At 67.8% G+C, this 23,162-nt stretch carries 18 protein-coding genes; 7 read left to right on the forward strand and 11 right to left on the reverse strand.

The window, feature by feature from the left end:
- Positions 1 to 17: 17 nt before the first annotated feature.
- Entirely contained in the window at positions 18 to 1,328 is a 1,311-nt protein-coding gene (locus G6O54_RS10830) for an amidohydrolase (RefSeq protein ID WP_165224538.1), read from the reverse strand.
- Positions 1,329 to 1,354: 26 nt separating this feature from the next.
- Positions 1,355 to 1,678, reverse strand: coding sequence for a tetratricopeptide repeat protein (locus tag G6O54_RS10835; RefSeq protein WP_165224543.1), 324 nt, complete (start codon positions 1,676 to 1,678; stop codon positions 1,355 to 1,357).
- A 209-nt stretch (positions 1,679 to 1,887) separates the two neighbouring features.
- Here G6O54_RS10835 and G6O54_RS38515 point away from each other — a divergent pair, with 209 nt between their 5' ends.
- Positions 1,888 to 4,983 carry a sigma-70 family RNA polymerase sigma factor gene (locus G6O54_RS38515; RefSeq protein WP_165224565.1) on the forward strand — a complete coding sequence of 1,032 codons (3,096 nt, stop codon included), beginning with the start codon at positions 1,888 to 1,890 and terminating at the stop codon, positions 4,981 to 4,983.
- Between the two features lie 342 nt (positions 4,984 to 5,325).
- Here the strand turns inward: G6O54_RS38515 and G6O54_RS10845 are convergent, their stop codons facing one another.
- The 3 genes from G6O54_RS10845 to queF all read right to left on the reverse strand — a co-directional run bounded on the left by G6O54_RS10845 (position 5,326) and on the right by queF (position 7,774).
- The gene (locus tag G6O54_RS10845; RefSeq protein WP_165224568.1) at positions 5,326 to 6,456 is read right to left on the reverse strand and encodes a hypothetical protein; all 1,131 of its coding nucleotides are present in this window, start codon (positions 6,454 to 6,456) and stop codon (positions 5,326 to 5,328) included.
- Between the two features lie 84 nt (positions 6,457 to 6,540).
- Positions 6,541 to 7,365, reverse strand: coding sequence for an SAM hydrolase/SAM-dependent halogenase family protein (locus tag G6O54_RS10850; protein ID WP_250846824.1), 825 nt, complete (start codon positions 7,363 to 7,365; stop codon positions 6,541 to 6,543).
- A 58-nt stretch (positions 7,366 to 7,423) separates the two neighbouring features.
- Entirely contained in the window at positions 7,424 to 7,774 is a 351-nt protein-coding gene (queF, locus tag G6O54_RS10855; protein WP_165224573.1) for a preQ(1) synthase, read from the reverse strand.
- Positions 7,775 to 8,086: 312 nt separating this feature from the next.
- Here queF and G6O54_RS10860 point away from each other — a divergent pair, with 312 nt between their 5' ends.
- From G6O54_RS10860 to mutS, 3 genes are all read left to right on the forward strand, one after another.
- The gene (locus tag G6O54_RS10860; protein WP_165224576.1) at positions 8,087 to 8,446 is read left to right on the forward strand and encodes an STAS domain-containing protein; all 360 of its coding nucleotides are present in this window, start codon (positions 8,087 to 8,089) and stop codon (positions 8,444 to 8,446) included.
- 239 nt (positions 8,447 to 8,685) lie between these two features.
- Positions 8,686 to 9,045 (forward strand): STAS domain-containing protein, encoded by a 360-nt coding sequence (locus G6O54_RS10865; RefSeq protein WP_165224580.1) that lies wholly within the window; start codon positions 8,686 to 8,688, stop codon positions 9,043 to 9,045.
- Positions 9,046 to 9,215: 170 nt separating this feature from the next.
- Positions 9,216 to 11,834 carry a DNA mismatch repair protein MutS gene (gene mutS / locus G6O54_RS10870; protein WP_165224583.1) on the forward strand — a complete coding sequence of 873 codons (2,619 nt, stop codon included), beginning with the start codon at positions 9,216 to 9,218 and terminating at the stop codon, positions 11,832 to 11,834.
- Positions 11,835 to 11,966: 132 nt separating this feature from the next.
- On the opposite strand, the gene gluQRS is transcribed toward mutS, so the two are convergent.
- A complete protein-coding gene (gene gluQRS, locus G6O54_RS10875) occupies positions 11,967 to 12,977 on the reverse strand; it encodes a tRNA glutamyl-Q(34) synthetase GluQRS (protein ID WP_165224586.1) in 1,011 nt (336 codons plus the stop codon).
- 177 nt (positions 12,978 to 13,154) lie between these two features.
- On the opposite strand from gluQRS, the gene prfB reads away from it, so the two are divergent.
- Both prfB and G6O54_RS10885 read left to right on the forward strand, forming a co-directional pair.
- Positions 13,155 to 14,277, forward strand: a protein-coding gene (gene prfB, locus G6O54_RS10880) for a peptide chain release factor 2 (RefSeq protein ID WP_250846825.1) whose coding sequence is annotated in 2 segments (ribosomal slippage) — positions 13,155 to 13,223 and positions 13,225 to 14,277 — 1,122 coding nt in all. Because the reading frame shifts where the segments join, the coding sequence is not laid out codon by codon here.
- Between the two features lie 21 nt (positions 14,278 to 14,298).
- Positions 14,299 to 14,940: a hypothetical protein gene (locus G6O54_RS10885; protein ID WP_165224589.1), complete on the forward strand. Its 642-nt coding sequence runs from the start codon at positions 14,299 to 14,301 to the stop codon at positions 14,938 to 14,940.
- On the opposite strand, the gene G6O54_RS10890 is transcribed toward G6O54_RS10885, so the two are convergent.
- From G6O54_RS10890 to G6O54_RS10910, 5 genes are all read right to left on the reverse strand, one after another.
- On the reverse strand, positions 14,913 to 16,958 hold the full coding sequence (locus tag G6O54_RS10890) for a DUF6798 domain-containing protein (protein ID WP_165224592.1): 2,046 nt from the start codon (positions 16,956 to 16,958) through the stop codon (positions 14,913 to 14,915). The genes G6O54_RS10885 and G6O54_RS10890 overlap by 28 nt on opposite strands.
- Positions 16,959 to 16,992: 34 nt before the next feature.
- Positions 16,993 to 17,751 carry a CvpA family protein gene (locus tag G6O54_RS10895; protein WP_165224595.1) on the reverse strand — a complete coding sequence of 253 codons (759 nt, stop codon included), beginning with the start codon at positions 17,749 to 17,751 and terminating at the stop codon, positions 16,993 to 16,995.
- A 757-nt stretch (positions 17,752 to 18,508) separates the two neighbouring features.
- Positions 18,509 to 19,360, reverse strand: a complete 852-nt coding sequence (locus G6O54_RS10900; RefSeq protein WP_165224598.1) for a sugar phosphate isomerase/epimerase family protein — start codon at positions 19,358 to 19,360, stop codon at positions 18,509 to 18,511.
- On the reverse strand, positions 19,357 to 20,565 hold the full coding sequence (locus tag G6O54_RS10905) for a ribonuclease D (protein ID WP_250846828.1): 1,209 nt from the start codon (positions 20,563 to 20,565) through the stop codon (positions 19,357 to 19,359). The genes G6O54_RS10900 and G6O54_RS10905 overlap by 4 nt, the downstream gene beginning before the upstream one ends.
- A 2-nt stretch (positions 20,566 to 20,567) precedes the next feature.
- Positions 20,568 to 21,368 (reverse strand): alpha/beta fold hydrolase, encoded by an 801-nt coding sequence (locus tag G6O54_RS10910; protein ID WP_165224601.1) that lies wholly within the window; start codon positions 21,366 to 21,368, stop codon positions 20,568 to 20,570.
- Positions 21,369 to 21,558: 190 nt separating this feature from the next.
- Between G6O54_RS10910 and G6O54_RS10915 the strand changes: the two genes are divergently transcribed.
- Entirely contained in the window at positions 21,559 to 23,019 is a 1,461-nt protein-coding gene (locus tag G6O54_RS10915; protein WP_165224603.1) for an RNA polymerase sigma factor, read from the forward strand.
- The last annotated feature ends 143 nt before the right edge of the window (positions 23,020 to 23,162 follow it).

Here is a 23,162-nt window from a genome sequence, read left to right on the forward strand (position 1 = left end):
CGTGGCCCGGGGGGCGATCAGGATGGGGGAAGCAGGCCCACCACCGCCCCCGTCATCGCCTTGATCCCGGTCGCGATGGTCGGCCCCGCATCCGGGCTAAAGAGAGCCGAATGGAGCGCCGGCAGGTCTTCGCCCCTCGCCTTCGCCTCGGCAATCCGGCCGGGGGGCTGAGTGCCCAGCCAGAACATCATGATCGGGACTCCCCCCTCCGCGTACCGCGAGAAATCCTCCGAGCCCATGACCGGGTCGGTCTCGTGGACGTGTTCGGCCCCGATCGACGACCGAAGGAGAGGAGCGACGCGGGCCACGAGTTGGGGATCGCAGATCGTGGCTGGCGCGATCTCGTCGATCACGACGGAGGGTGCGGGGGCCCTGTGGGCCTGGGCGAGCGCCTTCACCCGGCGCTCGATGCCCTCGATGAGCTGGAGCCGGACCGGCTCGGAGAAGGCGCGGAGGGTGAGCTGGAGCTTTACCTCGTCGGAGATGATGTTGTGCTTGTTGCCGCCGTGGATCGAGCCGACCGTGACGACCGCCGGCTGGAGCGGCTCAACCTCGCGACCGACGATCGTCTGGAAGTCGAGGACGGCGAGCGAGGCCAGGACGATCGGGTCGACCGTCTTGTGGGGCCAGGCCCCGTGTCCTCCCTTGCCGCGGATCGTCACCGTGAGCGACGTGGAGCTGGCCAGAAGCGGTCCGGGCCTGAAGTAGACCTCGCCGGCCGGCTCGACGGCCTGGCAGTGGAGCGCCAGCGCGAAGCTCGGCTTCGGGAAGCGGGTGTAGAGTCCGTCGGCGAGCACGTCGCGGGCGCCTCCGATGGCCTCCTCGGCGGGCTGGGCGAGGAGGATGATGGTCCCTCTCCAGCGGTCCTTGTGCGAGGCCAGCCAGCGGGCGGTGCCGACGAAGCAGGTCATGTGGACGTCGTGGCCGCAGGCGTGCATCACGCCGACGTCCTGCCCCTGCGGATTCGTCGCCCTGACCTTGCTGGCGAACGGGAGGCCCGTCCGCTCGACCACGGGAAGGGCGTCGAGATCGGTGCGGACCATCACGACCGGCCCGGGACCGTTCTCGATCACGCCCACCGCTCCGGTCTTCGCCACATGGCGCGTGACCTTCGCGCCGGCCTTCTCCAGCTCCTCGGCGATCCGTTCACCCGTCCTCACCTCCTGATTGGAAAGCTCAGGGTTGGTGTGCAGGTGCGTGTACAGCGCGACCAGATCTCCCTGGGCGGACTGCACCCAGGCGTCATCGGCTCCGGGCGGAGTTTGTGCGGGCGCAAGCGGGGACAAGCCGGCGAGAATCCCCGCCAGCGCGATCCGGAGGTAAGTCATGGTGGCTCTCCGTCGGGGCGACTGGGTCAGTCCTCGAAACCGTTCTGCTTCTGCCAGGCCATGGCCTTGGCGTGCTCGGCCTCGGCGATCCGGCCGCAGCGGACACAGATGACGGAGAGCGCCGTGTAGCTGAAGGCGTCGTCCGGCTCGAGCTGGACGACCTTCTGGGCGTGGGCGATCGCCTTGTCGGCCTCGGCGATGTCCGCATAGAGCTTGGCGAGCATCCCGTGGCCGATCGTGAAGTTCGGGTCGATCGCCACCGCCTCCTCCAGCTTCGCGATCGCGCCGGGCTTGTCCCCCTGATCGCGAAGGTCACTGGCGAGGTCATACAACTCGTTCGGAGTCGGCATCGGACGCGTCCTGTCGGGTGCGGGCGTTGGGGTCATCGCGGGGCGAGATCGAGACGAACATTGTATCGGAAGAGGAGACGTTGAACCACGGATGACACCGATCACACGGATGGGGGGCCCAGAGATCGAGAAGAAACCGGGAACAGGGCGGGATCCGTATGGCCACCATGCTCCGGGAAGGGTGAACTCGAAAAGGGAGGGCCTGTGGAATGGGCGCGGTCATGGAATCCACGGAGGCGTCGCTCCGCGTGCTCTTCGAGGCCGGCACCCTGACGGGGTTCGGGGACGATCGCTTGCTGGAGATCTACCGGACCGGCGGGCGCGAGGCGGCGGAGCGGGCGTTTGCGGTGCTCGTGGACCGGCACGGGCCGATGGTCCTGGGCGTATGCGAGGCGGTGCTGGCCAACCGACAGGACGCGGAGGATGCGTTCCAGGCGGTCTTCCTCGTGCTGGCGCAGCGGGCCGGGACGGTCCGGCGGGGGGCGGCCATGTCGAGCTGGCTGTATGGCGTGGCCCGCCGGGTCTCCCTGCGGTTGCGGCGGACACTGGCCCGTCGTCAACGGCTGGAGAAACGTCGTGTTTCGGCCGAGCGGATTCCCGTGACGACGGCCATGAAGGAACCCTGTCCCGAGATTTACGAGGAAGTCGACCGGCTGCCGGACTCCTTCCGCGCGGCGGTCGTGCTGTGCGACCTGGAAGGGGCCTCGTATGAAGAGGCAGCAAGTCAACTCGGCTGTCCGATCGGCACCTTGCAGAGCCGGCTGGCTCGTGGGCGGGAACGGCTCCGCGAGCGGCTGGCGAAGCGGGGATTCGGTCCAGAGTCGTTGGCGATGGGCATGTCGACGGCCGGGAGCGTCCCGCCGGCACTGGTGAAGCAGGCCACGCACGCGGCGGGGGCCGTCGCCGCCGGGGAATCCGCGGGAGGACCGGCGACGGCGGTTGCGGTGGGCCTGGCGTCGGCGGAGCTTCGGCGAGCTGTCCTCGGCAGGCTCGTCGCCGCGGCCGGCGCGCTCGGCCTGGCGGCGACGGTCGTGGTGGGCGCGATGGCGCTTAGGGGTCGTGACGGCGGATCGGATGAAGCGCCCGCGTCGCAGGCCGTTGCGGCGAGCGCTCCGGAGCAGAAGGTTGTCAGCGAGCCAATTCATGTCCGGATTGTGGACGAGAAGGGCCGCGGCGTGGCCGGGGTTGCCGTCGATCTGTTTCATGGGACTGATAACCCGCCGCTTCGAAGGCTCATGACGGATTCGATGGGAATCGTCATGGTGCCTCGCGACGGCATGGACGGGCATCTGACCCTGTTCGCCAGCCTGGTTGACGATGCCCTCGCCATCAGGGAAATCGTACTGGACGAGAGCGCGGCGGCCGACCCTGACGGGACACCGGCCCGTCCGATCGTGATGGCCCTGCGGCCCCTCACTCATGTCGTCGAGGGGACCGTGGTGGACACGAAAGGGGTGCCCATCGCGGGCGCAAGAATTGTCGCTGAGATGTTCTCATCGACGGGACCCGGGCCGATGGGATCGTTCTCCGCCTCGACCGCCGTTCTCCGCGGAGATGTCCGGCTTCCGACGGGGATGACCGATCAACGAGGACGATTCCAGATCCGCCTGCCGACCGGGACGAGAGTCTGGATCCGTGCCCGCCATGATCGCTATTTCTGGTCCTGGGACCTGATCTCGCCGGATGCTCGGACCGTCGGTCCGATCGCGATGGTTCCAGCCGGGGCCATCGCCGGGCGCGTTACGAATGCGGAGACGGGCCGCCCGTTGCCGCGAGCCCGCGTGAGTGCTCAGCCGATCGAGAATCATCCGAATGACTCCCAGCGCACGGAGTATGCCCAGACGGACGAAGAGGGCCGGTTTTCCGTGGGAGGCCTCTCTCCGGGTGTCTACAACGTCGTGCTGCTGGGTGTTCAAGATCGCCCGGCTGCGACGGCCGTCGCCATGGAGGGACTGCGCGTTCGGGCGGATCAGAGCACGGCGGTGCTCTTGAAGGTCACGGAAGGACGCTCCTTGCGTGGCATCGTCATCGACCGAAAGACTGGCAAGCCGATGGCCGAGATCCTCGTGGGTTGCAATGGCCCGGCCCACCCGATGTCGGGGTCGGCACTTCAGTCCGCGAAGACCGACGCGACGGGCGCCTTCACATTCCTGGTGCCCCCTGGAAGGCAGAGCGTGTTCCTCATGGATCGGAAGTCCCCGTGGTCTCGCCTCGGCCAGAGCGCCGTCAACGTGCCCGAGAAGGGTGAGGCGGATCTCGTTAGACTCGTGTGGATCTCCCGACCAGCAGTGGCTCCCTCGGCCAACGATATGGTCAAGGCCGTGGCGGAGCCGGCGAAGGCGGTCGTCGCTCCGGCCGTCGTACCGGAAGTTCCCCCCGCGGCCGAAAGCCTTCGCTCGGTCACCGGCCACGTGCAGGACAGGGAAGGGAGCCCCCTCTTCCACGTGGGCGTCACCTGGTCCGATCCGCGAGCCGGGACACCCACCGACAAGGTTGGGGACGCCGTTACGGACAGAGATGGCACATTCGTGCTCAATAACCTCCCCACGGACGAGGTCCGTCTCTGTCTGAGGCAGACGGGATTTCGCATCCAGGAGTTTCAGATCCCCCAGGGCCGCGACGAGGTAGACGTAACCTTTGATCGTATCCCCACGACGCCCCCGCCGCCTGCCCGGATCCCCGACGATCCCATCCCGCCCGACCTGGCGAAGCGGCTTCACTTCGTCGATCTGTCCGATTATGCGGAGTCCGGTCTCTTCGAGTCGCCGGGCGGCCCGGGCAACGACCTGGGTCACCTTCCGGTCGGCGCCCGCAAGCTGGGCGGCTCGTATTTCCGGATCGGCGAATTCATGATTCACCTGGCGGGTAGCCAGTTCTTTGAAGCACCCGGGGAGATGACCGACATCCCGGTCAAGGCTCGCGGCCGGACGCTCCATTTCCTCCATGGCGTGCAATGGACCGCGAAGGACGGAGCCGAGGTCGGCGCCTACGTGATCCACTACGCCGACGGCTCGTTCGAGCGGATCCCGATCGTCTACGGTCGCGACGTCGTGAACTGGTGGACCCTCCGTCGGCAACGCGCGTGGTGGGACTGGTTCGGACCGGACGTCGTGATGCCGACCTCCGCCCGCGTCGCCTGGATCGACGAGGCGGCGAATTCCCGGCGACCCGCCGGTGTGAAGGCCCGCCTGTTCGCCGTGAGCTGGACGAACCCTCACCCGGAGAAGGAGATCGCCACGCTCGACATGACCTCAGCCGGCGGGGTCTGCGACCCGTTCCTCGTGGCGGTGACGGTGGAGGAATAGTGGTCAGGATCTCATCGGCCGCGAGGCCGTCGATGGTTCGAGCGAACCTCGTCGATCGTTGCTCCAGGATGGCCAGGGCGTTCCGCCACGGGACCGCCGTGGAACTGAGCACCTCGGAGTCCTTCCACGAGCTCGGGCCCTGTGTTCTGCATGGGCAATCCCGGGTCGTTACGCCCCGGCCGCCCAACCGAAGCAGACGCGAATCCTGCTCGTGATCACGAGGCTCCTGCGGAGTTGGGCGGGGCGAATGTACCCGGTTCTCCCCGTTGCGCTAGGCCAGAATCTCCGGGAGGAATGCCCCCCCTGTCCGCAAGAGAGTGACTTCATCGCACCTCCCACGGCCTACCTCTTGATTTCGCTCGCCCGGAACCGGATGCCCAGGACCTCCTTGCGGTAGGGCTCGGTGCGGAGCTTGACATGCCAGGTGAACGGTCCGGCCAGGTCGGCGAGGCGGACGGGCTGGCTGACGAGGACGGTATCGGCCTGCTCGCCGGGCTTCAGCTCGTCGAAGTGCTGGTCGGGGAACGACCACTCGCTCTCAACGGCCAGGTGATACATCGGGACCCGCCGGCCGTTGGCCGTCTCGATGTAGGTGCCGTCGTCGGCGTGGCCCGAATCGCGGACGAAACTCGTCTCGAGCGGGACGAAAGACTGGTCGGATGATCGGTTCTTGAGTCGGAGGCTCAGGATCAGGACGTTCGAGACGTCGCGGGCCTCGCCGGCCACGCCGTGGAGACGTTCGAGTCGGGAGTTGCCAAACGAGATCCCGGTCGGGTGGACGTCCAGGCCGCCGAGCCGAGCTTTCGAACTGACGCCGACGAGGTTCCCGCGGGGCAGAGGAGGAGAGGGCCTGGCGATCAGGCCATGGCCGGGCTCGCTCGGATCGGTTGCCACGGCCTCGGTGTCCGACGGCTCCGGTGAGGGACGATGGAGGCCCCGTCCCGTCCAGAGGATCCAGGCCAGTGCGAGCGTCACGGCGCTCGCATAGCTGGCGAGCAGGAGCCACCGCCAATGGACCCGGGGGGAGGCGTCTTCCTCGCCGTTCGTCGTGGCGGCCTCGGTCGGACGGACGGCCTCCGACGCGGCGGGAGCGGGGAGCGTGTCCGGCGGCGGCGTGAAGACGACCGGGAGCTCGATCGCGTTGTCGGACGAGGAGAGAGGGCCCAGGAACGGGGCGGGCTCGGGTCCATCGGGCTGTTCGTCGATGAACTCAACGGCCGGCCCGGGATCGCGTCCTTCGCGGGGTGTCTCTCCCTCTCCGGAGCCGCTCCGAAGAAACGGGTCGGGCGATGACTCCTCGAGCAGGGCGTAGAACTCATCCCCGCTCGCGGAGGACGAGCCGTCTTCCGGGGCGGGCCGCCTGGCGGGCGTGTGAGGCGTTGGGACGGGGACTCTCGAGAGCGAGGCCTCGTCGGGCGAGGTCAGGCCGTCCGGTGAGGGGGTCGGCGAGGGACTCGGCGGGTTCCCGATCATGGTCGGTCATAGCCTCGATCGATGGGGAGGGATACGTTCCTCGCGTGGACCGCGCCCGGCAATTGGTTTGCAACACATACCAGTCTAGCCCCGGGCCGCAACCGCGCGGGGGGGCGTCGCCGATTTCGATTGTCGCACCCAGACGGTGGTCCCCGCCCCGGCGGTCAGGTGCCGGCCGGCGTCGCCATTGACGATGGCAATTTCCACCCATCCCGAGCTGCCGACCAGGGCGATGAGCGAGCCGCTGGGCTGGTCGCCGTAGGTCCGGGAGAGGCCCTCGATCCGGTGGCCGGCGATCTCCACGACCCAACCATCCGGTGGGGATTCGGCCAGCAGCGAGGCGCTCAGGTTGGTGATCAGGTTGCCGAAGGTGTCGCGGAAGATCACCTCGGCCTGGAATCCCGAGCTGTCTCGGGTCGGTTCGAGGTTCCGGAGGCGGACGAGCTTCGTGACCGGCGGGCCGAGCTCCGAGGGGTCGCGGCCGAGCAACAAGTGGGCGGCGGCCGGGGCGAGGACGTCGCGTCCGTGGAAGGTGTTGGAGACCACGCCGCGGCGGATCGCCGGGTTGCTGATCTCCCAGATCCGCTCGGGCGCATGGGCCCGGGTCACGCCGGAGATCAGGCCGTTGTCCGGGAGCACGAACCACTGGTCGGCGATCCGGGCGGCGATCAGCTTGCGGTCGGTCCCCACGCCCGGGTCGATGACGACGAGGTGGACGGTCTCCGGCGGGAAGGCGTCGACGATCCCGGCGAGGACGAAGGCCCCCTCGACGATGTTCTGGGGCGAGATGGTGTGGCAGACGTCGACGACCTGGGTGCCGGGCGCCATGCCGAGCAGGACGCCCTTCATGGCGGCCACGTAGGGGCCGTCGTTCCCGAAGTCGGTGGTGAGCGTGACGATGCCTGGCATGATGGGAAGCTCCTCTCCCGGGGCCGCGTCGCGGGGTGGCCGGCGGCGCTCCGGCGACTCAGCGGGCGGCCGCTTCCATCGTGGCGGTGATCTTCGAGGTCATCCCGCCGCGGGGGTTGAACTGGCCGACGACCTTCATGCGCCTGGGGCGACACGAGGCCACCAGGTCGTCGAGGATCGTGTTGACCGAATGCTCATAGAAGATGCCACGGTCGCGGAAGGCGAACAGGTAGAGCTTCAGGCTCTTCAGCTCCAGGCAGGTTTCCGCCGGGACGTAGGTGATGAGGATGGTGCCGAAGTCGGGCTGGCCCGTCTTGGGGCAGACGGCGGTGAACTCCGGACAGGCGATCTCGATCTCGTACTCCCGATCGGGGAACTGGTTGGGGAACGTCTCCACGGCGGAAGGCATGCTGTCTCCTCGACTTCGATTCGGTCCGCGATGACCCCGACGGCCCCGGGGGCCGGCCCAGGAGCGGCGGCCGCCTCTATTCTATCTCCGAAGGCGAGCCGGCCAAAGATCGGCGCCTCCAGGCGGGGCGAGTTGCCTCGCGGGTGCGACTCGGCGGGTTCGACTGTCATCCGGCCGGCCCGATGTCGTATCATGGTGCCGATTATCGGCCTTGCCTCATCCGGGGTCGCCTCGCCGACGGCGATCGGCCCGGGCGGCCCCTCAGCCTCCGTCACCCCAGAACGAACGATCGCCTTCGTCGGAGCCCTCGCGATGTCTTCAGGTCCCCGCCCCCGCCTCCGCCTCGAGGATGTCGACGGCGTGACCGTCGTCAGCTTTACCGACAACAAGCTCGTCACCGACGACCAGATCCTGGAGGTGGGGGAGCAGCTCAATGCCCTTGCCGAGGACGGGGCGAAGCAGAAGATCCTCCTCAACTTCGGCAACGTCCAGTATTGCTCCTCCACGGTCCTCGGCAAGCTCGTCGGCTTCAAGCGGCGGATCGACAAGAGCAAGGGGAAGCTCAAGTTCTGCTGCATCCACCCCGATCTGATGATCCCGTTCAAGCTCACGGGCCTGGACAAGGTCTTCGAGATCTACGCCGAGGAGCAGGCCGCGCTCGACAAGTTCTGATGGCCGCGCCGGTCGTTCGGGCCGGGGGGCCTCGAGCGGGCGCGTTTTCCCGGCAAGCCCTTGATTCCCCGCCACGTTCTGGTAAGTCTGATGGGGATATGGGTTCTCGCGCCGAGGGGCTTCGCGGTACAATCCGATGTTGCGCCCGGTTCCTTCCATCTCGGGCCGAGATGCGATGATTCCGCGGATCGTCGCCGGCCCCGCTTGATGCGACACCCAGCCCCGACAGGAGTGTTCCGATGTCGCAAGGTCCTCGCCGTCTCCTCCGCCTGGAAAACGTCGAAGGGGTGACGGTCGTCAGTTTCGTTGACACCAAGATCGTGACGGAAGAGCAGATCGTGGAAGTCGGCGATCAGCTCTACAGCTTGGTCGAGGACGAAGGCCACAAGAATATCTTGCTGAACTTCGGCAACGTTCAGTATCTCTCCAGCGCCGCGCTCGGCAAGCTGATCAACCTCAAGAAGAAGGTCGCCGCCGTCAAGGGGAAGCTGAAGCTCTGCTGCATCCACCCCGACCTGCTCGAAGTCTTCCGGATCACTCGCCTCGACCAGGTCTTCGAGATCTACGCCGAGGAGCAGGCCGCGCTCGACAAGTTCTGAGCGATCGGGACGGAGCGATCGATTCCCCGGTCTCCGTTCGGCCGTCGAGCCTCGACGCGAATGCCGTTTCAACTTGGCGGTCTGCTCCCCCCGGGGCGGACCGTCCTTCATTTGGGGGCCGCATCGTCGGCCTGTCGATCGGGACCGATCGTGTCCCCGGGCCCCTTCCCATGAGCGACCCCTCCCTGACGCCGATGATGCAGCAGTATCGCGAGCTGAAGGCACGCGATCCGGACGCTCTGCTGCTCTTCCGCATGGGCGATTTCTACGAGATGTTCGGCGAGGATGCCGAACGCGCCAGCGCCCTGCTCGGCATCGCCCTGACGACTCGAGATCGGGACAAGGGCGAGGCCGCCGTGCCGATGGCCGGGTTCCCCCACCCGGCGCTCGAGTCGTACCTGGCCCGGATCGTCCAGGCGGGCCTGCGGGCCGCCGTCTGCGAGCAGGTCGAGGACGCGAAACTCGCCAAGGGGCTGGTCAAGCGCGACGTCGTCCGCGTCGTCACGCCCGGGACGCTCACCGACGACGCCCTCCTGGATCCGAAGGCCCCCAACTACCTGGCGGCGATCGTCGAGGGGGGCAACAAGCTGGGCCTGGCCTGGGTGGAACTCTCCACCGGCAAGTTCTCGCTCAGCGGCCTGCTCCGACACGAGCTGGCGGACGAGCTCGCCCGTCTCAACCCCGCGGAGACGCTCGTCTCCGAGCTGAACCTCGATGCCCCCTGGCTCAAGGCCCTTCGGGCCGCCGGCGGCGGGCTCGCCGTCACGATCCGGCCCTCCTGGGACTTCCAGCCCGAAGAGGCTCGGAAGGCCCTCCACGACCAGTTCCACACGGCCACGCTGGAAGGCTTCGGCATCGACGACCGGGCGCTCGAGGCCCAGGCCGCCGGTGCGCTCGTCGCCTACCTCCGCGAGACCCAGCGGTCCTCTCTCGGCCACATCGTCCGCCTGACGCCCTATCGACGGGCCGAGACCCTCGGCCTCGACGAGATGACCCGCCGCAGCCTCGAGCTGACGCGGACCCTCCGCGAGGGGAAGCGCGAGGGCTCGCTGCTCCACGTCATCGATCGGACCGTCACGCCGATGGGAGCCCGGTTGCTGGCGGACTACCTCACCTCGCCCTTGACCTCGATCGACCTGATCCGAGAGCGGTCGGCGGCCGTCGAGGAGCTCGTCGGCGACGCCTCCCTGCGGGGTGATCTCCGCGAGAAGCTGGGAGAGGCCTACGACCTGGAACGGCTGGCCGCCCGGGTCGCGACCGGGCGGGCCACCCCGCGCGACCTCGCCGCGCTGGCGCGGACGCTCGCCCTGCTGCCGAACATCAAGGCCCGTCTCACCGCCCGGCGCTCGCCGCGGCTGGCGCAGCTCGAGGCCGCCATCGAGCTCTGTCCCGAGGTTCGGTCGTCGATCGAGGCGGCCCTCGCGGCGGACCCGCCGCTCGCCGTCAAGGAAGGGGGGCTGATCCGGCCGGGCTACCATCCGGAGCTGGATCGCCTTCGCACCGTTTCGAAGGAGGGCAAGTCCTGGATCACCCGGTATCAGGCCGATCAGGTCCAGAGAACCGGGATCCCGGGGCTGAAGATCGGCTTCAACCAGGTCTTCGGCTACTACATCGAGGTCACCCACGCCCAGGCCCAGCGTGGGGCGATCCCCGAGGACTACATCCGCAAGCAGACGGTCAAGAACGCCGAGCGCTACTACACGGCCGAGCTGAAGGAATTCGAGAACGAGGTCCGCAACGCCGACGAGCGTGCCAACGCCCTCGAATACGAGCTCTTCCTGGCCCTCCGCGACAGGGTCTCCGCCGATGCCCCGCGGCTGATCCAGGCGGGCTCGGCCCTGGCGCAGGTGGACGTGCTGGCGGCCCTCGCCGAGCTGGCGGCCCGCCAGGGTTATTGCCGGCCCGAGCTCTCGGTGGATCCGGTCTTCGAGGTCGAGGCGGGCCGCCATCCGGTCCTCGACGCGGTGATGCGGGCCGGGGACTTCGTCCCGAACGACGTCTCGCTCCGCCCGGATGCCGGCATGATCCTGCTGATCACCGGCCCGAACATGGCCGGCAAGAGCACGTATATCCGCCAGGTGGCGCTGACGTCGATCCTCGCCCAGATTGGCAGCTTCGTCCCGGCCCGCAGGGCGCGGATCGGCGTGGTGGACCGTCTCTTCGCCCGCGTCGGCGCGACCGACGAGCTGAGCCGCGGTCAGAGCACGTTCATGGTCGAGATGACCGAGACGGCGAACATCCTGAACAACGCCACCCCGAAGAGCCTGGTCATCCTCGACGAGATCGGCCGTGGCACGTCCACGTTCGACGGGATCTCGCTGGCCTGGGCGATCACCGAGCACATCCACGACAACCTCGGCTGCCGGACGCTCTTCGCCACCCACTATCACGAGCTCGTGGAGCTGGAGAAGACCAAGGCCCACCTCCGAAACGCGAATGTCGCCGTCAGCGAGCACGACGGCGAGATCGTCTTCCTCCACCGGATCAACCCCGGCGGCGCCGACCAGAGCTACGGCATCCACGTCGCCCGTCTGGCCGGCGTGCCGTCCCCGGTGCTCGACCGGGCCCGCGAGATCCTCGCCTTCCTGGAGAAGCAGCACGGCCCGGACCCGGGCCTCCCCGAGGGGGCGATCCGCCGCAAGGTCAAGTCCGGCCGAGCCCTCTCCGGTAGCCTCTTCGCATCGCTGCCCGACCCGCTCCTGGAGGAGCTGCGACACGTCGACCTGGTCGGACTTCCACCCGACAGGGCACTGGAACTGATCCGCAGGCTCAAGGAACTGGCGGGATAAGGGACGAACGAACCACAGAGGCACAGAGGCACAGAGAAGATTGGAAGAGCACGAGAGATAGTGGACAGAGAGGGAATCGATAGAGAAGTGCTGAATGAAATTGATGCGGTGAATGGCCATGAGTTCTTCGTTTTACCCCTCCCTCGCCTTCTCTTTCTCCTCCTCTCCTCCACCTTCGACCTGTCTTCTCTGTGCCTCTGTGCCTCTGTGGTTCGTTCGCATTTCCGGGAGGACCCAGGGCGTGGCAGGGATGGAGGATGGCGAGTAGCGCGTGATCCAGTGGTACGGGCTGGAGGGCGCGGGGTGGTCGGTCCAGCCGCAGGAATGGGCAAGCAGGCCGATCAGGTCTCGAGGATCCAGGCCCTGGTCGCGGAGGGTGGCCAGCTTGATCGAGCCGTCGCGCTTGGCGAGGCGGCGGCCGTCCGGGCCGAGGACGAGCGGGACGTGGCCGAATTGCGGCTGCGCGTGGTGCAGGGCCTCGTAGAGGAGGATCTGGCGGGGCGTGCTCGGTATGAGGTCGTCGCCGCGGATGACCTGCGTCACGCCCATCTGGGAATCATCGACGACGACGGCGAGCTGGTACGACGCCCCCGCGCCCTGGCGGCCGACGACGAAATCGCCGCCGAGGCGGGGGGGATCGATGGAGATCCTGCCCAGGAAGAGATCATCCCAGGCGACCGGCTCTGTACGGCCCGATACGCGGAACCGCCAGGCGAACGGGCGGTCGCCGAGGGTCGCGGCATCGGCCGCGGATCGGTCCGCGCAGGTGCCCGGGTAGGCGGGGCCCTCGTCCTCGGCGTGGGGGGCGCTCGCCGCCCGGAGGATGTCGGCCCGGGTGCAGGTGCACGGGTAGACGAGCTCGGCGTCGCGTAGACGGCTCAGGGCATTGTCGTAGAGGTCCGTACGACGACTTTGATAGAACGGCCCGTCGTCCCAGTCCAGGCCGAGCCACTCGAGATCGGCGACAGCCGAGTCGATCGCCTCGGCCCTCGCGCGGGTGGCATCCAGGTCCTCGATCCGGAGGACGACCCTGCCCCCCGCTTGCCGGGCCGACAGCCAGGCGATCAGGAAGGTCCGGGCATGGCCGAGGTGCAGCCCGCCGGTGGGCGAGGGGGCCAGGCGGCCGACGGTCTGATCGATCATCCATACCTCCTTCGTCAATCTACCGCGAGCTTTTCCGTGGGACCACCGCGCCTCTCTCAAGACGACTGGTCTGGTTGACTTCCCGCTCATCGGGTCTAATCATGGACTCGCGGGGCGAGGATGATGCGCCCCGCTTGCCAACGGCTTGCGCCGGACTCGAACCAGGAGCTTTGTGCCGTGGACGCCGATTTGAAGAGGAACGCCAAGGCGGTGATCGACCGCATCCTCCATTTACGAGACTCTCTTTGACTTCGGCGAAAAGCAGGCGAAGCGGGACGAGCTCGATCAGGTCATGCAGGGCCCGTCCTTCTGGAACGACCAGGAGAAGGCCAAGGCGATCATCGCCGAGCTGAAGACGCTCAACGGGGTGCTCAAGCCCTTCGAGGAGCTTGTCGGCAAGGCCGATGACCTGTCCGCGACGATCGAGCTGGCCGAGGAGGCGGGCTCCGACGAATTCGACGATGAGCTCCGCGAGCTTGTGAAGAAGGCCGAGGCTGACTTCGAGGCGTTCGAGCTCCGGTCGATGCTCAGCGGGCCGAATGACCACTGCCATGCCTTCCTTACGGTGCACGCCGGGGCAGGGGGGACCGAGGCCTGCGACTGGGCCGAGATGCTCCTCCGGATGTACATGATGTGGGCCGAATCTCGCGGATTCGCGGTGCAGATCACCGACCGCGAGGAAGGGGGCGCCGCGGGCGTCGCCGAGGCCACGATCCACATCAAGGGGGATTACGCCTACGGCAATCTCCGAGGCGAGACCGGCATCCACCGCCTGGTCCGGATCAGCCCGTTCGACGCCGCCGCGCGGCGGCAGACGTCGTTCGCCTCAGTCGACGTCATCCCGGAGATCGACGACACCATCGACATCGTCATCAAGGACGACGACCTCAAGCGCGACGTGTTCCGCTCGGGCGGGCCGGGCGGCCAGCACCAGAACAAGACGGAGTCCGGCGTCCGTTACACGCACCTCCCCACCGGCATCGCCGCGGAGTCGCGGAGCGAACGCTCGCAGCACAAGAACGACGCCAACGCCATGGCCCTCCTGAAGGCCAAGCTCATCCGCATGGAGGAAGAGAAGCGCGAGGCCGAGTATGCCAAGAAGTACGACGAGAAAGGCGAGGTCAGCTTCGGCAACCAGATCCGCTCGTACGTCCTCCAACCCTACCAACTCGTCAAGGACCTGCGGACCAACCACGAGGTCGGCAACCCCCGCGCCGTCCTTGATGGCGGAATCGACGGGTTCATCGAGAGCTACCTCCGGATGAAGCTCGCCAAGGGCCACGACCTGACCAAGGCGTGAGCCGCGAGGTAGACGCGTCCCATGCCCGAGCCCGAAGTCGAATTGACCTGCGAGCAAGCCGACGATCGCGTCGTCATCGCGGCCGCCGGCGCTCGCTTCATCTTCCGCCGCGAGGCGGACCGCTGGACCCACGGACTGTGCTTCAGCGACGACGGGCCGGGCGCTGAGCCCGCTGCCCTCCTCCTCGCGACGGTCGAGACCCCGTCCGAGCACGACGACCCTTCGCGCGTGATCAGCCCGGTCTACCAGGAGCTACAACGCCACGACCTCGGAGGCGAGGGCGGGGGCGTTTGCATCCTCCTCACCGGGCTCCTTCACCTTCACCACTTCTCCGCGTCAATCGTCTGCCGCGTCGATCGCGAAACCAATCGCTTCGAGGTCGATTTCGATGTGGCTGATCGTTGCCGCTCGCCCGTCACCGCCCTGGCGGCGACTTACCTGGTACGGCTCGGGTCCAGCGAACTCGCCGATGCGGGGCCGGGGTGCGTCGCCTGGGATCTGCCGGACCCGTCATCGCGCCTCGAGCTGACGGCCCGGCTTCCGGACGTACTGGCACTCGCCGAGGCCGGACGGCGGGCCAGCCGCGTCCAGGTGGTCGCGGCGGTCGACCCCGGCGGATTCACGCATCGGCTGCGTTATCGATGGCTCTGGCGCGATTCATAGGCCGCGGCCACCGCGGCCGTCGCCGGCCGGACGCGATAGACGGCGTGCCGGCCCTCGACGTGGATCCGTTCGAGGGGGCCGTCCGGGGACGCAAGCCGGTCGTCCGCCGGTGCCAGCACGTGGTCGGCTCCTTGCCGCCTCGCCAGCGCGGCGAGCTCCCCGGCGGTCATGGCATCGTATCGTGATTCCAGACGGTGACGTCCCTCGATGTACTCCCGGGCGAACTCCGACGGCGAGATGTGGCGGCCGACATGGTCCTGGTATCGCGCGAACCAGTCGGCCAGGCCCGCCGCGTGATAGGGGCTGCTCGAGCGATTGAACGCCAGGCTCCGCCGCGACCAGAGCCGGAATGTCTTCGGCCCCGGCGGCCCGATGAACCGGGCATCCTCCGGCGTATTCGCTCGGCACCAGGCCCCGAGCTTCTCGAACTCCTCCACCGGCACCGCCGCGAACCGGCATCGCGCCACCAGCCCGCGCACGGCCGCCGTCCGGCCGATCGAGCTCTCCGCCGGCACCAGGTTCGCAATCAGTGCCATCGCGGGTACGAGCCACGCCGCCGCCATCGCGAGCTTGAGTCGAGCCTCTCCTGGAGTGAGCGCCCAGCGAGGCGCCGAGGCATCGCGCGCTCGCCTAAGGATCTCCAGCGAGCCGCAGCCAGAGGCTGCGAGCAGGATCGGCCAGTGCCCCGATTCCGTGTCATGTCGCGAGAGATACCAGAGGCCCAGGGTCAGCGTTGCCGCGAAGGCCGGGCCGACGAGCCGACCCTCCACCCGCTCGGCCAGGGTCGTCGCGACTTCCGCCAGCGTCACGGCCACGAACATCCAGTCGCCGGCCGTTGCGATGAACATCAGGATGACCCGAAGCCGATCGAGCCGACCCCCGCGCGACCAGAGAGTCGCCATCCGCCCGGCGATCAGGACCAGGCAGAGCCCACGCGCCACGGTCGCCATTCGGAACGGCTGGAAGATGGTCATCCGGAGGTCATGCAAGACCTCGATCAGGAACCAGGACGCGGCCAGCCAGATCAGCGCCATCCCCAGCATGATCGTCAGTCGCCGACCCGCGGCCGTCCGCCATGCGGCCGGCAGCGAGAGCGCGGCCAGCAGGGGGTAACAGGCTGCCGCCAGCCACTGGGGCATGCGCCAGAGGTGCGGCAGCATATGCTGCGGACTCTGGATCTCGACGGCGAGAATCCAGAAGTCCTCGGCAGAGAGCCCTTCGCCGAGAGCTCCTCCGGGCCCGACATTGAGCGCCAGGCCCGGCAGAACGGCGATGGCCGCCGCGAGGAGACCCCTCCCGGCCGGCCGCCATCGCACGTCCGTGCGACCCCCAAAGGCGGCCCAGGCAAGCCAGGTCCCGGAAACCAGCAGGGCGAGCTGGAGGCCCAGCGACGGATGGATGATCGCCGCCAGCATGAGCAGCGGTCCCGCCCGCCACCACCCTGATGCCGGCCGGGCCACGACGCTCGCGATGGCCAGCCAGCCGGCGGCGAGGGCCATCAGCCGATCCAGGACCATGGCCTCGAACAGGTGATTCGTCCCGAGGCTGCCCGCCTTTGCGGTCAGAGCGAGTCCGATTGCGATCAGGCCGACGGCGCCGGCCTTCCCCCCCGGCCAGGCCGCCCGCGCGATCCCGTCGAGACCCCGGCAGGTCGCCAGGAAGAGCACGAGGAAGATCGCGAACAGGCCCGCGGATAGGCCGAGGAGTCCACAGATGATCCCGAGGACCGCCTGCGATCCCCGGTGGGGATTGAACGCTTCGAAGGCCCTCACGAACGGGTCCGCCGCGTAGAGCGAGGCGTTCCCCTGATGCAGGAGCAGCGGTAGACGGTACGCCTGGTCGCCGTCGAGGCTGTGATACCCGCGCAAGGTCAGATACAGTCCCAGGATGAGGACGTAAGCGGGCCAGGCCGGCCGGGCCGGAAAACGGTCGCCTCCCGGGTCTGAGAAGAGGGCTGAATCATCCGGGCTCGCCATGGGCGAGAGTGTGCCCCGACCTGCCGGGACGGTCAACGCCATTTCAGGTTCTTGAACCGGTCGAGGGGCGGACCTCTCAACGAGGCCCGGATCGGTTCTCGAGCTCCTGCTTGTATCGTTCGATGTCCCTGACGACCTCGGGATCCAGCCCCAGCGCCCCGGGAGCCTGCTCCGAAGGCATCTGCTCGGCGGAGGGGAGCTCCATCCGCGGTCTCACGGTCCCTTCCATTCCACCCATCGCCTTCTCCGCGACCTGCCGGGCCGCCTCGGCCTCCGCGCCGCTCTTCAGGCCGTTGCGTTGGATGTGCTGGACGAAGTGTCGGACCGGCTGCGATGCCCAGATCTTCGGGACGGGCTGGTACTGGGCGGTCCACTTCAGCGCGTAGGAGCCCTCGGTCTGGCGAGCGGCCCAGGGGAGGTTCTCGGTCACGGCCGGTCCGTACTTCGCCACGGCCGCGGCGAGGAACGCGACCATGACGGTCCCCTTGCCGGCGCCCAGGAGGAAACCCGCGAACTGGTCGTCGCGACGGGCCTGGGGCAGACCTCCCGGCTCCGGCGGCCTTCTCATGAGTGAGATCGCCAGTGTCGTCAGGCCGACAATAAGGACATAGGAGAGGACCGCCGCGACCCACCAGAGCAGCCGGTCCAGCACCGGCGGGGCGACCGTCGGCAGCCGCTCCGCAACGTAGGGCCGGACGAAGTCACGTACCGGGTCCGCCAGGTAGAAGCACGACACGAACCCTACTAGCCGGACGACCTGGGCCACGAAGCCCCTCAGCCACCCGCGGATCCCCGCCAGCAGCACCATCACACCCAAGGCCAGGTCCAACCCCATGTCAGTACCTCGTGATTCTCTCGGATCGGCGCCCGTTTGTGATTCGCTCGCCAGGTGAGATTCTTAACGGTCCGCGACACGGGCCACTCGGTGAAGCCGGGGCATCAGGAGCAACCGCATCGCGTATCGATATCCATCGGCACCAAACCCCGTCGAGCTTGAACCGCAAGCTGCCCTCCCTTTCCAGACTACCTCGGTAATCGGCCTTCATACCTCCTGGCACGGGGGAACGAGGCTTCGGAAGCGGATCCGTTCAAGATCTTTGTAGAAAAATGCGAAGTAATCTCGTGACAGATCACCTTTCCGGGCGTATGGATTAGGATAGTCACACGGATCGATCGTGATCGACCGGGAGCCGGGCGGATCTTCCCGGCCTAGTCGTGCGAAGTGAAAGTCGACGAGTGATTCACGCGCGATCGTGACGCGATCGCCGTCCGCGCGGGGGAACCTCGTCCGAGCTAGCCGATTTCGAGGAGCCCATGCCGAATCGTAGCCTCAGCCTCAATCCCCTCGTTCTCACCACGGGAGTCATCCGGGGCCTCGAGCGTCCAGGGTTCGGGGCGTTCCAGGCGGATCATACCGAGATGTTCGGGCGAGAGGTTCAGGGCCTCGACCGCGAATCTCCGGGGTGCCGGGACGAGGACCTTGCCTGCATGAGCCTCAGCAGATTCGAGAATCCGCAGGATAGGGATGATCGCGATCTCGAGGCGATGTCGCTGAGTCGGGCTCGACATGGCCGCGGCGACTGAGCGTCTCCTCATCCCGCGGCGTCGAGGTAGCCGCAGGCCCGGAGGTGCCGGACGCTGCGCGCGATGCGGTCCTGCCGGCCCTCGAGGCCGGGTTCGGGCTCGCCGCCGATGCCCTCGATCTCGATCGTGAAGGGGCCGGCGAAGCCGACGCCGTCGAGGATCTCGCGAACACGGCCAAAATCAACCGCCCCCCCTTCGCCGACTGCCGGGAAATACCAGTCTTCGAAGCGTCCGCGGTTGTCCTTCAGGTGGACGTTGCGGACGAGGTGCTTGACCTTCTCGAGCTCGTCGCAGGGATCGACCCCCGCGTTGTAGTAAGCGATGTTTCCGGTATCGAAGTTGAGACGGACGGAAGGATGATCGACCTCGTCCATGAGGGCGAGCATCGCCGCCGCGTTCTGGGTCGGCCCCTTGTGGGTCTCCAGGGCGAGGATCACTCCCACGGCCCCCGCGGTGTCGCCCAGGCGTCGGAGGTGGTCCACGATCAGAGTGCGCTCGGCGGGATTCGCGGGCTGTCCGGCTCCTGAGACGCAGACCGGCACCGCGAACCACCGGGCGGCAAAGCGGATCCGACTCTCGGTCAGGGCCAGCCCCTCGGCCGTCCGGATGTCCGCGCCGCCGACGTTACAGCCGCTGATCCTCACGCGGTGACGATCGAGCAGGTCCAGGAACGATCGCACGGTCGCCTCATCGGCCTTCTCGGTGATCACCGCGGACTCGGGGATGATGAGGCCGCCGAAGTTGTGGCCGCGAAGGGCCAGCTCCAGGTGATCAATCCCGGCCTCATGGATCCGCTCTACGGCCGTGCGGACGCCATCGGGCCCGTAGCAATTGGTGAAGCAGCTCAGGATTCGGCTCATCGTTCAATCCCCGGCGCGGACTCGACGGCCACGGGGAACTCGCTCGCGGGATCGACCACGCGAAAGGTCCGCCGCCCTTCCAGGACCTCCACGAGCATCCCGCCGCAGAGATCTCCCCGCCAGCCGGTCATCAGCGAGGGCCGGTCGTCGTCGGGACTGCCGTCGAGATACCAGCGGATCAGGTGCTTCAGGTCACCGACCGTGGCGACGAGCGGCGTGGCGACTTCCGCGCGGACACACCACTGGCCGAGGGCCGCCGAGAGGAGGCTGGTCACGGTCGAGGCCCCGGGGCCGTCCTCGAACCGCGGGCTGAGGTCCGGGAGCATGTCCTCGGGCGTGAGGCGGGCTTGCTCGATCACGGCCAGGATGGACTGGGCCCGGTTCAGCAGTGCGGGGCGGTTGAAGTCGCGGAGCGCCTCCAGGTCGCGTCGGCTGGCCGGCTGCCGCTTGGCGATGGCGACCAGGAGGTCGTCTCGGAGGACGTGGCGGAGGGGCCGGTTGGCGTGACGGGCCTCGTCCTCGCGCCATGCGGAGAGCCTCCGGGCCGCCTCGAGCGCCCGTCGGTTCAGCGAGTTCAGGCCCGGCAACCGACGCCAGCGGTCTTCGTCCGACCGCTTTGCGACCTTGTGCAGGAAGTCGGTGAACTCCTCCTCGGCCCAGGACGTCCGCCCTTTCGCGGCGAGCTCCTCCTTGAGGGCGTCGGCGATCTCCAGGAGATATCGGACGTCGTCGAGGGCATAGCGGAGCTGAGCCGGGGTGAGCGGCCTGCGCCGCCAGTCGGTCCGGGTTTCGCTCCCCGGAAGGGAGACGCGGAGCGACTGCGAGACGAGGTTCACCAGCGAGAGCGGATAGCTGTAGCCGACCAGGCCGGCGGCGATCTGGACGTCGAACACGCGGACCGGGAGCGAGCCGGTGCGGAGGTGGCAGATCCGCATGTCTTCGCCCGCGGCGTGCATCACGACCTCAACCGCCGGGTCCAGGACAACCTCCCAGAAACCGGAGAGGTCCCCCACGGCTTGCGGGTCGACCACCGCCAGCCGCTCGCGGGTGGCGACCTGGATCAGGCAGAGGACCGGCTCGAAGGTGTCCTCGGAGACGAACTCGGTGTCGAACCCGAACCGGCCGGAGTCGCGGATGTGCCCGACAAGCTCGCGGAGTTGTGCGGGGGTCGAGATCAGGGCTTCTTCCATGGAGTCGTCCACCATGCTCACGCCGTGACCGTCGCGGCCAGCCCGGGGAGCTCCGCGAGGAAACCGAGTATGGCCGCGTTGGTGGCCGTGGGGTTCTCGAAGGGGCTGAGATGCCCCGCGCCCGGGATGACAACGAGGCGGGCTTGCGGAATCCGGCCGGCAATCTCGCGGGCCTCGTCCACCGGGGAGACCGCGTCGTCCTCGCCCACCAGGACGAGCGTCGGGACGGTGATCTTGCTGAGATCGTCGCGGCGATCCGGCCGGACAGCCATGCCGCGGAGGGCCCCCGCGATCCCCTGAGAGCTCGTCCGCTCCATGACCGCGAGCATCGCGCCGACCTTGTGGGGGAGCTTCTCGCGGGTGGACTTGGAGAAGAGCCGGGGGATCATCGTCTCGATCATCGAGTGCCCGTCCCCTTCGTGAAGGACGGTCCGCGCCGTTTCCTCGCGACCCCTGGCCGTCTCGGGCGTATCGGCCGCGGCCCGGGTATCCATGAGCATCAGCCCGCAGACCCGCTCCGGATACCTCAGCACCAGCGAGAGCGCGACATATCCCCCCATGGAGAGCCCACCGAGGACCACCGGCTGGGTGATCCCCATCGCGTCGAGCAGCTCGATCACGTCGTCGGCCATCTCGTCCATCGCGTAGACGCCGTCGGGCGCGTCGGACTCGCCGTGCCCGCGGAGGTCCGGGGCGATGATCCGGCAGACGGATCCCAGCGCCTCGATCTGCCCATCCCACATCGCGCGGCTGAGCGGAAACCCGTGGAGGAGGACCAGGATCGGACTACTCCGGGAATCGGAACATGCCAGCCGCATCGGTCGCCCCCTTTCCTCGGCCTGGTTGGATTCGCGGACAGTGTACACAATCGCAGGAGCGAATGCGAGATGGCAGGCGGACCGATCCACATCGAAGAATCCGGGATTGGTCGCGGGGTTTTCGGTATAGAGGTAGTGAGACGCACGGAGTTGACGTTTCGACGCGAGGGCAGGAGGGCCGGGCACGACGATGCGTGGTTCCAGGATGGGCACCGGCCGCGAGCTAGCCAGGATCATGCGGGGAGGGGCTTTCACCGGGCATTCCGACCGCTCCCTCCTGGCGCGATTCGCCGAGGGCGACGCGGCAGCCTTCGAGGCGCTTTTGCTGCGGCACGGGCCCCACGTCCTGAACATCTGCCGCAAGTTGCTCGCGGATCGCCACGAGGTCGAGGACGCCTTTCAGGCCACGTTCCTGGTCCTCGTCCGCTCCGCTCGATCGATTCGGACCGCGGGCGATGGCTCGCTATCGCCCTGGCTCTGCACCGTGGCCTATCGAGTCGCCCAGCGGGCCCGCACGCGGCGAATTCGGCGAGTCGCCCGCGAGAGGCCCTTCGACTCGATTCCGGAAGCGGTCGATGCCCGGCCTGACCGCGACTCGCACCCTTCGCTCCGCGAGGCCGCGGCGGCGATCCACGAGGAGCTCGCCCTCCTGCCCGATCGCCTCAGGACCGCGATCGTCTGCTGCTACCTCGACGGCCTGACGCATGAGGCCGCGGCGGCCCGCCTGGGCTGGCCCGTCGGCACCGTCCGCAGCCGGCTCGCCCGCGCCCGGGCCAGGCTCCGCGATCGCCTTTCCCGTCGCGGCCTCGCTCCCGGCGACGCCGACCTGGCCTTGCTCCTGGCCCGGCCTATCGAGCTCACCGTGCCGGATTCGCTCGCACGAGCGACCGTCTCTCTCGTCACGAATCCCCTCACCTGTACGGCCGGGGCGAGCGTCGCCCCGGCCTCGGTCCTCGAACTCGTGAAAGGAGTCCTGATGCCGATGGTTCTCAGGAAAACCACGCTTGCGGCTCTGATGACTCTGCCGCTCATTGCCCTCGTGTTCGCCGGTGTGGCTTTGGCGTTTCCTCAGGATGGCGCGGCTCCGGCGTCCCGCTCTCCACTGCCGCGATCCGTGTCGAGACCGGTCGATCAGCCGGACGCGACCACCTATCCAGTAGCCTATTACGTGGGCGATCTCCTGTTGAGGCCGGCGGATCTGCCGAAGGATGGACAACAGCCAAGAGTTGATATGGTGCCGCTCATCCGCATCATCCGCTCCACGATCGCACCTGGCACCTGGAAGCTCCAGGACGGGAGCGACTCCGAGGCCCGAGTGGAGGAAGTCGTGGAATCGGGCCTCGCCGAAAAGCAGGGCAAGGATCCTTCTCCGGGACACAAGGTCGGGCGGATCATCCCCTTCTACCTGAGCATCTCCTTGATCATCTCGCAAACGGCCGAGGTCCATGAGCAGATCGCGACCCTGCTCTCGTGCCTGAGGAAATACAGGCAACACCTCGACGCCTCACCCGGGCCTTCGCCAGACTCCATTCCACTTTCGGGACTCAAGAAGATGCATGTCGAGGAGCTCAAACGACTGATCGAGGACGTCCGCCGGAAGCTTGACTTACTGGAGCCGCCTGGGAGAGACGCGACGAAAAGCCGTCCTTGAACTGCTTCCAAAACGCCCGACTTGCGATTCGGTTCGGAACGCTCGCTCGGCGCGGTCAGCGCTCCGCGCCTGGCTCGGCAGGAGCCTCGCCCTGGCGCGATGAAACGTTGGCCTTGACGACCTGGACACCTTGTCCCGGAATC

It is taken from the genome of Aquisphaera insulae (assembly GCF_011064615.1).
Taxonomy (GTDB): Bacteria; Planctomycetota; Planctomycetia; order Isosphaerales; family Isosphaeraceae; genus Aquisphaera; species Aquisphaera insulae.